Source organism: Nocardiopsis sp. B62, assembly GCF_018070675.1.
Classification (GTDB): Bacteria; Actinomycetota; Actinomycetes; order Streptosporangiales; family Streptosporangiaceae; genus Nocardiopsis; species Nocardiopsis prasina.
This window is the reverse complement of record NZ_JAGPXK010000002.1, coordinates 310,975-323,585: the sequence shown is the minus strand read 5'-3', so window position 1 is coordinate 323,585 and position 12,611 is coordinate 310,975. Positions and strand designations below refer to the sequence as shown.

At 71.1% G+C, this 12,611-nt stretch carries 10 protein-coding genes; 6 read left to right on the top strand and 4 right to left on the bottom strand.

Features of this window, described 5'->3' with window-relative positions; all coding sequences use genetic code 11:
• Window positions 1–2 precede the first annotated feature (2 nt).
• On the top strand, window positions 3–1,166 hold the full coding sequence (locus tag KBX21_RS03530) for an NAD(P)-binding protein (RefSeq protein ID WP_210840973.1): 1,164 nt from the start codon (window positions 3–5) through the stop codon (window positions 1,164–1,166).
• On the opposite strand, the gene KBX21_RS03525 is transcribed toward KBX21_RS03530, so the two are convergent.
• The 3 genes from KBX21_RS03525 to KBX21_RS03515 all read right to left on the bottom strand — a co-directional run bounded on the left by KBX21_RS03525 (window position 1,147) and on the right by KBX21_RS03515 (window position 4,017).
• Window positions 1,147–1,515 carry a VOC family protein gene (locus tag KBX21_RS03525; RefSeq protein WP_049576280.1) on the bottom strand — a complete coding sequence of 123 codons (369 nt, stop codon included), beginning with the start codon at window positions 1,513–1,515 and terminating at the stop codon, window positions 1,147–1,149. The two genes, KBX21_RS03530 and KBX21_RS03525, sit on opposite strands and share 20 nt — an antisense overlap.
• A 160-nt stretch (window positions 1,516–1,675) precedes the next feature.
• Window positions 1,676–2,359 (bottom strand): response regulator, encoded by a 684-nt coding sequence (locus KBX21_RS03520; protein ID WP_049576276.1) that lies wholly within the window; start codon window positions 2,357–2,359, stop codon window positions 1,676–1,678.
• Window positions 2,356–4,017: a sensor histidine kinase gene (locus tag KBX21_RS03515; RefSeq protein WP_210840972.1), complete on the bottom strand. Its 1,662-nt coding sequence runs from the start codon at window positions 4,015–4,017 to the stop codon at window positions 2,356–2,358. Before KBX21_RS03515 ends, KBX21_RS03520 begins: the two co-directional genes overlap by 4 nt.
• 220 nt (window positions 4,018–4,237) lie before the next feature.
• Here KBX21_RS03515 and KBX21_RS03510 point away from each other — a divergent pair, with 220 nt between their 5' ends.
• The 4 genes from KBX21_RS03510 to KBX21_RS03495 all read left to right on the top strand — a co-directional run bounded on the left by KBX21_RS03510 (window position 4,238) and on the right by KBX21_RS03495 (window position 8,183).
• The gene (locus tag KBX21_RS03510; RefSeq protein ID WP_210840971.1) at window positions 4,238–5,230 is read left to right on the top strand and encodes a tripartite tricarboxylate transporter substrate binding protein; all 993 of its coding nucleotides are present in this window, start codon (window positions 4,238–4,240) and stop codon (window positions 5,228–5,230) included.
• The gene (locus KBX21_RS03505) at window positions 5,227–5,859 is read left to right on the top strand and encodes a tripartite tricarboxylate transporter TctB family protein (RefSeq protein WP_210840970.1); all 633 of its coding nucleotides are present in this window, start codon (window positions 5,227–5,229) and stop codon (window positions 5,857–5,859) included. Before KBX21_RS03510 ends, KBX21_RS03505 begins: the two co-directional genes overlap by 4 nt.
• Entirely contained in the window at window positions 5,859–7,406 is a 1,548-nt protein-coding gene (locus KBX21_RS03500) for a tripartite tricarboxylate transporter permease (RefSeq protein WP_049576266.1), read from the top strand. Before KBX21_RS03505 ends, KBX21_RS03500 begins: the two co-directional genes overlap by 1 nt.
• A gap of 228 nt (window positions 7,407–7,634) precedes the next feature.
• A complete protein-coding gene (locus KBX21_RS03495; RefSeq protein WP_049576263.1) occupies window positions 7,635–8,183 on the top strand; it encodes a hypothetical protein in 549 nt (182 codons plus the stop codon).
• 37 nt (window positions 8,184–8,220) lie between these two features.
• On the opposite strand, the gene hppD is transcribed toward KBX21_RS03495, so the two are convergent.
• A complete protein-coding gene (gene hppD / locus KBX21_RS03490) occupies window positions 8,221–9,264 on the bottom strand; it encodes a 4-hydroxyphenylpyruvate dioxygenase (RefSeq protein WP_210840969.1) in 1,044 nt (347 codons plus the stop codon).
• A 348-nt stretch (window positions 9,265–9,612) separates the two neighbouring features.
• Between hppD and lanKC the strand changes: the two genes are divergently transcribed.
• Window positions 9,613–12,354 carry a class III lanthionine synthetase LanKC gene (gene lanKC, locus KBX21_RS03485; protein WP_247665134.1) on the top strand — a complete coding sequence of 914 codons (2,742 nt, stop codon included), beginning with the start codon at window positions 9,613–9,615 and terminating at the stop codon, window positions 12,352–12,354.
• Window positions 12,355–12,611 lie beyond the last annotated feature (257 nt).

Sequence of the window (12,611 nt, the reverse complement as noted above, 5' to 3'; positions counted from 1 at the left end):
GCATGGACATCACCGTTGTGGGCGGTGGCCTCGCCGGTCTGACCGCGGCCATCGCCAGCGCCGAACTCGGCGCGAACGTCACCCTGCTGGAATCCCACCGGACCCTGGGCGGGCGGGCCCGGTCCACCGAACCGCCGTACGTGGCCAACGACGGCCCGCACGTGCTGTACTCCGACTCCGCTCCCTACGCGTGGCTGCGCCGACGCGGTCTGATCCCACCCGCCAGGCCCCTGCCCGCTCGGGCCGCCCTGGGGGTGCGCTGGCGCTACCGGGGCGAGCTCGGCGGACCTCCCGCGGCCGTCATCCGGGCCGCCGCGCACAGGAGGCTGCGTGCCCCGCACGACCGGGACTTCGGATCGTGGGCCGAGGAGAGGCTGGGCGCCGAGTCCGCGCGGGCGGCGGGCAACATGACGGGGGTGGCCCTCTTCGACGCGGAACCCGCCCGGTTGTCGGCGTCCTTCGTCTGGGAGCGGTTCCTGCGGGTGACCCGCCCGACATGGCCCTCGCCCCGGTACGTGGTGGGCGGCTGGACCGCACTGGTGGACCACCTGGCGCGGCGGGCCCGGGAGGCCGGGGTCCGGATCGAGCTGGGGACCAGGGCCGAGGGCCGACCCGAGGGGACCGCCATCGTGGCCACATCCCTCGACTCGGCGCGGGCCCTGCTCGGTGACGCCTCCCTGACCTGGGAGAGCGGCCACACGCTCATGGTGGATCTGGGCGTGGAGCGCCGCGCCGGGGACCCGTTCCTGGTGTTCGACTCCGACGAGTGCGGGTTCCTGGAGCGCTACAGCGTCGTCGACCCCACCCTCGCCCCGGCCGGGGAGGACCTCGTCCAGGCCCAGCTGCCCATCCGTCCCGGCGAGTCGCGCGCGGAGGCCACCGAACGCCTGGAGGGGCTGCTCGACACCGGCGTGAAGGGCTGGCGGGGCCGACTGACCTGGCGCCGCGACCAGGTGGCCCGCGGCCGCACCGGCGCGCTGGACCTGCCGGGCACCACGTGGCGGGACCGGCCCGCCATCGACCGCGGCGAGGGCCTCCATCTGGCCGGGGACGCGGTGGCCGCGCCGGGGCTGCTGGGCGAGGTGGCACTCACCAGCGCCGTCCGCGCCGCCGAGCTGGCCACCGGCCGGAGCACGTCCCGCCGGATCAGATCGGGACGTGGCTGACGGCCTCCACGTTGTTGCCGTCCGGGTCGCGGACGAAGGCGCCGTAGTAGTGCTCGTGGTACTCGGGCCACAGCCTGGGTTCGTGCAGCACCTCGGCACCGGTCTCGACCGCCGCCGCGAAGAAGGAGTCGACCGTCGCCCGGCCCGGCGCGAGGAAGGCGATGTGCGACTCCCTCGCCGGGCCCTCGGTCTCGCTGGGGGCGATCCAGAACTGGGGGTGCTCGGTGCCGTAGCCGATCACCGGCCCGTACTGGAGCATGCGCCCGTGGCCCAGAGTGGCGAGGACGGCGTCGTAGAAGGCGGCGCTGGCTTCGGGATCAGCAACCTGGATACCGAGGTGATCGAGCATGCCCCGAGTGTGACACGGACCACCGACATCTCCGGGGAGGCCGGGGCCCGGGTCACCGAGCTCCCATTCCCCCATCAAGCTCGCTCCGTACTGGTTCACCGCGAACGGGCCCTGGCTGAGAACAACGGCGATCCGGCCGGGAGGCCCGACGTGCCGGGGATCAGGCGACCCAGCGGTAGAGGTGCTCGGGGCGGCCCGCCGATCCGTAGCGCATGCGGAGTTCGGCGCGGCCGTCGGCGCACAGGTGCTCCAGGTACCTGCGCGCCGTCACCCGGGAGACCCCGGAGCGTTCGGCGACGTCCGAGGCGGAGACCTCGCCCTCCGCCTCGCGCAGCACGCCCGCGACCAGGTCGACGGTGGCGGCGGTCAGGCCCTTGGGCAGGGAGCGGGCGGCGGGTGGGCGGAGCAGCCCGAACAACCGGTCCACGTCGTGCTGCGTGGCCTGCCGCTCCCCCTCCATCTGACGGCGCGCCACCGCGTAGCGTTCGAGCTGGTCGCGCAGGGCGCTGAGCGGGAACGGCTTGAGCAGGTAGTGCACCGCCCCGCCGTGCAGGGCGGCGCGGACCTGGGCGATGTCGCGGACGGCGGTGATCATCAGGAAGTCCGGCTGCGGGGCGTCCTGGGCGGCGGCCGAACGCAGGGTGTGCATCACCGATATGCCCGAGGCGTCCGGAAGGTGGAGGTCGAGCAGGACGAGGTCGGGCCGGTGACCGCGCACCTGGGCCAGCGCCGCGGCCGCCGTGTGCGCCACCCCGACCACGGTGAACTCGGGCACCGACTCCACCAGCTCCTGGTGGTTGCGGGCCACCCGGACGTCGTCGTCGACGACCAGCACGCGGATCACCGGGCCACCGCCGCCGTGACCACCGGTAGGCAGGCGGTGAACACCGCGCCCTCCTCGGCGTCGGGTGCCTCCATCTCGATGCTTCCCCCTCTGCTCTCACACACCTGTTTGACCAGCGCCAACCCCAGGCCGCGGGTGCCTCCGTCGCGGGAGGCCTTGGTGGTGAACCCGTACCGGAAGATCTCCTCCGCCAGCTCGTCGGACACCCCCTGCCCGGAGTCGGTCACCCGGATCTCCAGGAGGTCGTGCGGCAGCCCGGTGTCGGCCACCGTGTGCAGGCGCACCATCAGCTCCACCCACCCGTTCGGGGTGACCGCGTCCAGGGCATTGTCCACCAGGTTGCCCAGGGTCAGGAGCGCGTCCGAGCGCAGGTCCCCCTTGAGGGAGACGGGGACGCTGGTCATCGGGGAGAGCCGCAGGTCCACGCCGAGCTCCGAGGCCTGCGCGGACTTGGCCAGCGTGAGCGCCGCGAGCGCGGGGTCGCGGACGTGTTCGGCCACGCCGCTGGAGGTGCGGGTGTGGGTCGCGGCGAGGTCGGCCAGGTAGGCCCTGGCCTCGTCGTGGGCGCCCAGCTCCAGCATCCCGGCCACGGTGTGCACCCGGTTGGCGAACTCGTGGGTCTGGGCGCGCAGCCCCCTGGTGACGGTCCTCGCTCCGTCCAGCTCGCCGGTGAGCCGGTCCACCTCGGTGCGGTCCCGGAGGGTGACCACGGCCCCGGCCTCCTCGCCCCGGATGCGCACCGGCATCCGGTTGGCGACCAGCACGCGGTCACCGGAGAGCAGGATGAGGTCGTCCCCGGGGTCGGCTCCGGAGACGATGTCGCGGGCCCGTCCGGACAGGCCGAGCTCGTCGAGGCGGCGCCCCTCCACCCCCCTGGGCAGCCCGAGCATGGTGCGGGCGGGCGGGTTGACCAGGAGGATCCGATCGTCGCGGTCCACCGCGAGCACCCCCTCGCGCACGGCGTACAACAGGGCCTCCCGGCTCTCCAGCAGCGCCGTGATGTCGGCCGGTTCCAGGCCGTGGGTCTTGGCGCGGACCTGCCGGGACAGCACCCACGAACCGCCCACGCCCAGGACCAGCACGAGCGCGGTGGCGGCGAGGATGACCGGGATCGAGGCGCGCGCGTCGGTGGTGGCGCTGGAGTCCAGGATGCCCAGGGACACGTATCCGACGATCTCCCCCTGCGCGTCGCCGCCGTTCACCGAGCCCCCGCCGGAGAACACGGGGATCTTCGCGCGCACCGTGCGGCCCTGGGTTCCGTCCTGCACGCCCGTCCACTCGGTGCCGCGTACGACGGGGCCGGGCGGGGTGGAGACGGTCTCACCTATCCGACTCTTGTCCGGGTGGGTGTGCCGGGTCCCGTCGGGTGAGGCGATGACCAGGTAGTCCGCCCCGGTGGCGGAGGAGATGCGGTCGGCCAGGGGGTCGAGGTCCTCGGCCGGGTCGGCCGTTTGGAGCCCCTCGACGACCTCGGGCAGGACCGCGACGGAGCGGGCCACGGTGAGCACCCGTTCGGCGTACTGGCGGTCGGTCTCGCGGTCGAGGTGGATCGCCCAGAGGGAGCCGAGGACCGCGAGGGCCACCGCCAGAAGACAGACATATCCGATGAAAAGGGACCCGGTGAGCGTGAGTCGACCGGGTGCGGGATGTGGGTTCATGAGCACTCCAGTGGCCGGGGTGGGCTCTCCCAGCCGGTGAACGCGCAGGTCGGCGTCGCGCGGTCAGCTTCTCAGACACGCTTCACGAACAATACGACCAATATGACTCCAGTTTTAACAAAGACCTCACATGGGCGTGCCCACGGTCACACTGTGGTCTGGATCTCCCCTGCGTCCGCGCACAGGGAGACGTGCACGGACACTCAGGAAGGAGAGGACGATGCGCGATCGTGGCGTGCCGCTCCGCGTGGCAGGAGGGCTCTGTGCCCTCCTCCTCGTCGGGACGGCACTGTACGACGTACGTCAGAGCGCCGCGTCCGGCGACGGGGCCCAGGAGAAGGTGCTGCTCATCGCACCGGCCGGCCCCGGCGGCGGCTGGGACACGCTGGCCCGTGAGATGCAGAACGGCCTGCGCGAGGAGGACCTGCGGTTCAACGTCGAGGTCCGCAACGCCGAGGGCGCGGGTGGCACCATCGGGCTGGCCCAGACCGTGGGCCGAGACGGCCAGGACAACGTGCTGACCATGACCGGACTGGGCATGGTGGGCGCGGTGGAGACGACCGGGTCGCTCTACACGATGGAGGACGCGACCCCCATCGCCCAGCTGGCGTCGGAGTACCTCGCGATCGTCGTTCCGCAGGACTCCCCCTACGAGACCATCGACGACCTCGCCGAGGACTGGAACGAGAAGTCCGGGACCCTGCCCGTGGCGGGCGGTTCCATGGGCGGCGTCGACCAGATCTTCGCCGCGCAGGTCGCTCAGTCCATGGGGATCTCGCCCGGCGAGATCAACTACCTCCCCTACTCCGGCGGCGGCGAGACCCTGACTTCGCTGCTCTCCGGCACGTCGAAGGTCGGCTTCGGCACCCTGGGCGACTTCAGCGACCAGATCGAGGACGACGGCCCGCTGCGCGCGCTCGCCGTCTCCTCCCCCGAACGCCTGGACGGCGTGGACATCCCGACCATGATCGAGCTCGGCTACGACCTCGAGATGTCGAACTGGCGCGGGGTGATCGCTCCTCCCGGCCTCTCCGAGGAGGAGGCCGACGAGCTGGAGGCGCTGGTGCGTGAGCTGCTGGCCACCGAGTCGTGGGCGGACACGCTGGAGCGCAACCGGTGGACCGACACCTACCAGGGCCGCGCCGAGTTCGAGGAGTTCCTCGACGAGGAGGTCGCCCTGACCCAGGAGACCGTGAAGGAGCTGGGACTGTGACGTCCGACGACACCCGCGTCAGCGCCGGGTCGGCCGAGACCGCCGGTACGGGCGGGACCGACGAGGCCCCGACGGTCGAGGCCGCCGAGGACCCCCGGGCCGACGTGGACCAGACGACCGGGACCGACGGGGCCGAGTCGCCCGACCCGGAGACCTCCGTCTGGCGCGGCCCGACCGCTTGGGTGATCCCCGCCCTGGTCGCGCTCCTGGGCGCCGTCGCACTGTGGGGCGGCCTCACCATCGAGGCACCGCCCAACGCCACGCGGCCCGGCCCGGGTGCCTTCCCCGGCACCGTGGGCGTGCTGCTGCTGGTCACCGCCGTGTGCATGACCGTGATCAACCTCCGGAACCGGAACACGGGCGACGGCACCGCCACCCTGGGATGGTTCGAGAGCCGCCCGGTCCTGCTGGTGTTGGCGGGTCTGGTGGTGCACGTGGCACTGCTGGAGTTCGTGGGCTGGCTGCTCGCCGGTGCCCTGCTGTTCTGGATCGTGGCCTACGCCTTCGGCGCCCGCGCCTACCTGCGTGACGCGATCGTGGCGCTGTCGATGTCCGCGGCGGTCCAGGTCGGCTTCTCGCTCGGCCTCGGGCTCAGCCTGCCGGGCGGCTTCCTGGAGATGGTGCTCTGATGGACACTCTGATCAACCTCGCGGACGGGTTGGCCGCGGCGCTGACCCCCCAGAACCTCATGTGGGCCTTCCTCGGCGTGCTGCTCGGCACCGCCGTGGGCGTCCTGCCGGGCATGGGTTCGGCCATGGCCGTGGCCCTGCTGCTTCCCGTCACCTTCCGCCTCGACCCCACCAGCGCGTTCATCCTGTTCGCCGGTGTGTACTACGGCGGCATGTTCGGCGGTGCCACCACCTCGATCCTGCTCAACACCCCGGGTCAGGCGTCGTCGATCGCCACCACCTACGAGGGCCACAAGATGGCGCTCAAGGGGCGGGCCGCCCAGGCACTGGGCACGGCCGTGATCGGCTCGTTCGTGGCGAGCGTCATCGGCACGCTGGTCGTGGCGCTGTTCGCCCCGGTGATGGTGGCGTTCGCGCTCAACTTCGGCCCCGGCGAGTACTTCGCGCTGACGGTCTTCTCGTTCGTCGCGGTGGCCGCGGTCGTGTCGGGCTCGGTGGTGCGCGGCATCGCCTCGCTGCTCATCGGTCTGGCCATCGGCTTCGTGGGGATCGACGGGCAGAGCGGAGCCGCCCGGTTCGACTTCGGTTCCTCCAGCATGCTGGACGGGATCGACATCGTGATCGTCACCGTGGGCCTGCTCGCCCTCGGTGAGGTGCTCTACATCGCGGCGCGCGGGAAGTCCGCGCCGAACTTCGCGGCGATCCGCACCGGCCGTCCGTGGCTGGGCCGCAAGGACCTGCGCCGCTCCTGGAAGCCGTGGCTGCGCGGCACCGCGATGGGCAGCGCCTTCGGGCCGATCCCCGGCAGCGGCGCCGAGATCCCGACCTTCCTGTCCCTGGGCCTGGAGCGCAAGCTCGCCGAGCGCCGTGAGCGCCGGACCGGGGAGAAGAGCGAGTTCGGCCAGGGCGCGATCGAGGGTGTGGCCGGCCCGGAGTCGGCCAACAACTCCAGCGCGGCGGGCACGATGGTTCCGCTGCTGGGGCTGGGCCTGCCGACGTCGGCGACGGCCGCGATCATGCTGGCCGCCTTCCAGCAGTACGGGCTCCAGCCGGGCCCGGTGCTGTTCGAGCGCAACGCCGACCTGGTGTGGACCCTGCTGGCCTCGCTGCTGATCGGCAGCGTGCTGCTGCTGGTGATCAACCTGCCGTTCGCGCCGCTGTGGGCGAAGCTGCTGAAGCTGCCCAAGCCGTACCTGTACGCGGGCATCACGCTGTTCTCGGTGCTGGCGGTGTACGCCATCAACACCTCGGTGACACACCTGGTGATGCTGCTGGCCATCGCCCTGCTCGGACTGGGGATGCGGACCTTCGGGGTCCCCGTCGCCCCCGCGCTGATCGGCGTGGTGCTGGGCCCGATCGCGGAGACCGAGTTCCGCCGCGCCTTGGCCGCCTCCTCGGGCGACCCGGCGATCCTGGTCAGCAGCGGCATCTCGATCGGGCTGTACGTCATGGTCCTGATCGCCGCCCTGGTGCCGCTGATCTCCCTGGTGCGCCGCCGCGCCGCGGCCCGCAGGGTCGAGGTCAAGGAGACCGCGGACCAGGCCTGACCTCCTCTCGGGCCTGAGCCCCCCGTTTCCCAGCGGCCCCCGGACATCCGCTCCGGGGGCCGCTCCCGTGTCCGGGAGGGGTCGGCCGGAGAGGGGACGGGCCGCCGGAAGTGGCCACTCGCGGACACCCGGAGCAGGAGCGCCCTCACGGAGCGCTGTCCCCGGCTATCCTCGGGGGGCTCCGAAGCCATCGCCCCCTGGCCCGGGCCCGAGAGGAAGACTCCCCCCTTGCCCCCATCCCGCCGACGCGGCCGGAGCCTGCTCAGCCCGAGCGGCTTCGCGTTCGTCGTCCTGTGCTTCTTCCTTCCCTTCGTCACCCTGTCCTGCGAGAGCGGCATGGGGGACCTGTACGTCACCTACACCGGCCTCGACCTGGCTCTGGACCGCGCCCCGACCGTCGAGGGCAGTGCCGCCTCCCTGGCGTCGCCGGAGGCGTTCCGAGCCGGGGCGATGACGCTGCTCCTGGTCTCGCTCGTGCTGTCCGGGGTCGGGTTCCTGGTCACCCTGCTGGTGGGTCACCGCCCCACCCAGATGCTGCTGGGCCTGGTCCTCGCCGTCCTCGCGCTCGGCGCCCTGACCACCGACCTCTCACTGCTCTACCAGGAGCACAACGGCGGCCCCCGGTCCGACGCCCTGGGTTTGGCCACCACACAGAGCTCCATCGGTGTCGGGCTCTGGGCCACTTTCGGGTTGCTGGCCTTCCTCGTGCTGTTCCACCTGTTCGGTTTCGTCGGATCCCTGCGTGAGCGCGGCGTCCGACCCCCGCCGGGGTCATAGGTGACGGAGCCCCGGCCGCAGCCGGGGCTCCGTCACCTCAGCCCTCGCGGCACTGCTCCACCGCCTCGTACAGGGCGCGGATGTTGCCACTGCCGAAGGTGGTGGCTCCCAGACGTTCGATCACCTCGAAGAACACCGTGTTCCGGGGGTGGGTGGACCGGGCGAAGATCTGGAAGAGCTGGCCGTCGTGGTCCTCGTCCACGAGGATGTCCAGCTCGCGGAGCTCCTCCACGGAGTGCCTGCGCAGGTCGAGCCGCTCGCCCAACAGCCGGTAGTAGGCGTCGGGAGTGGCCAGGAACGCCACCCCGCGTTCCTGGAGCCCTCCCACCGTGGTCACCGCGTCGGCGGTGCTCAGCGCGATGTGCTGGACCCCGGGGCCGCCGTGGTCGCGCACGAAGTCGTCGATGTGGCCCGGGTCGAGGTCCTGGTCGGGTTCGATCAGGGTGAGGGTGGCGTCTCCCCCTGCGGAGCGGACGATGCGGGAGACCATCGCCTGCGAACCGACGACGATGCGCTCCTCGAAGATCAGCTCGAAGCCCAGGACGCTCCGGTAGTAATCGACCGTCGGGTCGAGCCGCCCGGGTTCCAGACACACCGCCAGGTGGTCGATGGTGAGCAGCCCGAGGTCGGCCGCGCCCCCGGTCACCGGGGACAGACCGGGCAGGCGGCGAACGTCGGTGCCGGGCGGGCGTTCGACGAAGGTGTGTGTGACGTCCCCGAACCCCCCGACGGTGGCCGTGACCACTCCGTCCCGTTCGGTGGGGGCGGCCACCGACTCCGCGCCCCGGGAGACCGCGAGGTCGTGGGCGGCCCGGGCGTCCTCGGCGGTGAGGGCGATGTCGGCGACCCCGTCCCCGTGCGCGCGGACGTAGTCGGCCACGGGGTGGTCGTCGGTGAGGGCCTGGGTGAACACCATTCTGATGTCACCGGTGCCCACCATGGTGGACCGCTCGGTGCCGTTCTGGACGCTCTCGGCCAGGGTCCCCATCCCGTACCCGTCGCGCATACGCAGGGCGGCCTTCTCGGCGTCCGCCGTGTGGATTCTGAGGTGGTCGACCGTCAACCCGTGCAGGGCCGTCATGGACTCTCCCCTGGAAGTCGGTGATCCGCGCGCTGAAGGCGCCACGGGATCCCGAGACTATGCAGCGCCCCTCCACCGGAGAAGGCACCCTGAGTATCCGGAGTACTACCCAAGGCAACGGCTCGCAGGTCACTCGCTCACGCCTGTTGTCGAAGTGACACAGGGGGTTACCGGAGACGTTGCGCGAACCGGGTGTCCCGGTGGCCCGGTCTCCGCGGCCCGGAGCGTTCCCGGCGGTCCCGACCCTCCTACCGCTCCTGCTGTCCCGTGGCGGTGGGGCCGCTCAGCGCCGCTCCCGATGCACACACCCGGACCGGCCCACGAACAGTTGGCAGCAAGACGTCAACAATGCGAAGCACATCCACGCCCCATGCTCGTGGAACGGGAACAGAAGGATGTGCGAGCGATCGGTGGGGAACGTTGGACATCAGGTACCTGGCTTACTGCGTCGCGAACCCTCGGTACTACGACTCTCCCCAGCAGGCAGCGGAGGATTCGTCCCAAGAGGGGTACGCCACCGTGGTCGAACCGGCGCCCGGGTGGCGAAGCCGGACTCGGGGGCAGTGGACCTATCTGCGCCCCCCTCAGGAGGAACTCCCGGAACAGGGCTGGAAGATCCACGTCTCGGCCACACTGGGCAACGCCCGTGAGGTGCTTCGCGTGACCTCGGCCTACTGCACCGCTCGCTCCCTCCCACACAAGTACCTCTCCACACCCGCCGTCCTCCTCACAAGCAACACGAAGTACGCGCCGAGGGCGTCAAGCGGAAAGTTCATCACCATCTACCCCGGGGATGCCGACCAGCTCCACCGCACCCTGGGCGACCTCGACGCGGAGCTCGGAGGGCTTGAGGGGCCCTACATCCTCAGCGACCTGCGCTGGAACGAGGGCCCTCTCTACGTGCGGTACGGGGGCTTCACTCCCATGTTCACGCACACCGCCGAGGGCACGAGGGCCCCCGCGATCAGGCATCCCGAGGGCCACCTCGTGCCCGACCACCGTGAACCGCGCTTCCTGGTACCGGAATGGGTCGACGTCCCGGACTTCCTCTCCGTGTCGGCCGAACGCCGTGTCAGCGGTGAGGGTGCCGAGCGGTTCCCCTACGAAGTCGAGAACCCGATCCACTTCTCCAATGGCGGGGGCGTGTACAGGGTTCGCCGACGCACGGACGGGCGCCCCCTCATCCTGAAGGAGGGGCGGCCGCACGCAGGGCTGGACCGAGCCGGCAGGGACGCCCCCACACGGCTGTCGGCCGAGGCCAGGGCGCTGGACGCTCTGGAGGGGATCAGCGGCGTGCCGCAGGTGGAGGGGCAGCACGAGTTCGGTGGCCACTCCTTCCTCGCAATGGAGCAGATGCCGGGGATCCCGTTGAACTCCTGGCTCGCCCTCCACTACCCGTTCACCACGGCCGACCCGCGGGGCCCGGAGTCCGTCGACTACTTGGATTCGGTCCAGCGCATCATGACGCAGGTCAGACGCATCCTCGGGGACATACACGAACGCGGATACCTGTTCCGGGACCTGCACGCGGGCAACATCCTCGTGGACGACGACCTGCGCGTCTCCGTCATCGATTTCGAACTGTCCCTCCCCGTGGCCGAGGACGTCCCACGCACTCTCGGCGCTCCGGGGTTCACACCGCCCCGGGACACACTCGGAGTGGCCGGGGACCTGTTCTCGCTCGCGGCCGTACAGCTCTTCCTCCTCTTTCCCATGAACAGCGTCCTCTCCCTGTGCCCGGAGAAGGCCGCTGCCTACATGGACGAGGCCGTCCGACGCTTCGGTGTGTCACGGGACGACTTCCGGCGCATGGAGCCCCTCGTCGACACCGGGGTCGCCCCATCGGGACTACGTGCGCCCGACGGCGCGGACCTCCCCAGGGGCGCACGGGACGACTGGAGCAGGTTCACCCAGGCGTTGGTGCGCTCCATCCGGGCCTCGTCCTCACCCGAGCGCTCCGATCGGTTGTTCCCCGGTGACATCTCCCAGTTCGACCACGGCGGTCACGGGTTCGCCTTCGGGGCCGCAGGAGTGCTGGACACTCTTCGGACGGCTGGGGAGAAGGCGCTCCCGGAACACACCGACTGGCTCGTCGAACGTACTCGCCTGGACCACCGTGACTCGGTCGGTCTGTACGACGGCCGCGCGGGAATCGCCCACGTTCTCCACCGTGGCGGGGACACCGAGGCCGCGCGGAACGTCTTCTCCACCTGTCTGGACACGTCGGTCAGCGGCATCAAACTGTTCGACGGCCTGTCGGGGGTCGGGCTCACCGCGCTGGATCTGTACCGGCACACGAGCGACGCCGAGTACGCGGCCTACGCCGAACGCGCGGCGCACGCCGTGGCACGTGCGGTGAGCTCCCGCGTCTTCACCACCGACACCGGGACGAGGGCCGTTCCCGGGACCGGGTCGCCCGCACCGAACAACTCGGCCGCGAGCTTCTACGGAGGCCTGCTCTACGGATGGTCCGGTCCGGCCCTGTTCCTGACCCGGGTGTACGAGGTCACCGGGGAGGAGGCGTGCCTGGACGCCGCGGTCGAGGCGCTGCATCTGGACCTCGACATGTGCGTCGGGGCCCCCGGGGAGCCGTTGCGGCTCCGTAACGGTGGAAGGCTCCTGCCGTACCTGGCGACCGGCAGCGCGGGCATAGCCCTGGTCTGCGACGCGGTCCTGAGGCATCGCCCGGACGACCGACTGTCGGACGCGCTGCCGCGGCTCACCACGGCGATCGCCACGGAGTTCTGCGTCGGTTCGGGCCTGTTCAACGGCCGGGCCGGACTCGTGTACACCCTCCACCACCTGGCCCACAGACGGGAGCGGTTCGGCTCCGGCACTCAGTTGGACGAGGGCGTCGCCGCCCTGGGCCTGCACGCCATGGCCGACGAGCACGGCATCACGTTTCCGGGCGAGCAGAACCTTCGTGCCTCCCATGACGTGGCCACGGGGTCAGCGGGAGTCCTGCGTCTGGCCAACCTCCTGGCCGGGCGCACGGACGAGGTGCTTCCGTTCCTCTCCCCCAGTTCCTGGGGGAGAGGAACGGTCACAGACTTGGCGACCGCCAAGGAACACACGATTACAAAGAGGTGAAAGATGTCGGAATTCGTTCTCAACCTTCAGGGCATGGGTGGCGAGCAGGCCTCTGACGGCACTATGGCCAGCGATTACACCACGGTTCTGTGTGGCAGCAGCTGGGCCAGCATCACCTGCTGAGACCAGGAGGCCACGTGACGCTCGGGACGCGGTGAGGATCCACTGATCCCTCGCCTCGCGAACGCCTCCCCGTCTCCCGCGCCCTGAGGGCGCGGGAGACGGTTTCGCGCGCACCAGTGAGAAGGCGGGAACCT

Coding starts and splice junctions, on each gene's coding strand:
- KBX21_RS03530 (WP_210840973.1), top strand. CDS start 3: ATGGACATCACCGTTGTGGGCGGTGGCCTCGCCGGTCTGACCGCGGCC.
- KBX21_RS03525 (WP_049576280.1), bottom strand. CDS start 1,515: ATGCTCGATCACCTCGGTATCCAGGTTGCTGATCCCGAAGCCAGCGCC.
- KBX21_RS03515 (WP_210840972.1), bottom strand. CDS start 4,017: ATGAACCCACATCCCGCACCCGGTCGACTCACGCTCACCGGGTCCCTT.
- KBX21_RS03510 (WP_210840971.1), top strand. CDS start 4,238: ATGCGCGATCGTGGCGTGCCGCTCCGCGTGGCAGGAGGGCTCTGTGCC.
- KBX21_RS03500 (WP_049576266.1), top strand. CDS start 5,859: ATGGACACTCTGATCAACCTCGCGGACGGGTTGGCCGCGGCGCTGACC.
- hppD (WP_210840969.1), bottom strand. CDS start 9,264: ATGACGGCCCTGCACGGGTTGACGGTCGACCACCTCAGAATCCACACG.
- lanKC (WP_247665134.1), top strand. CDS start 9,613: ATGCGAAGCACATCCACGCCCCATGCTCGTGGAACGGGAACAGAAGGA.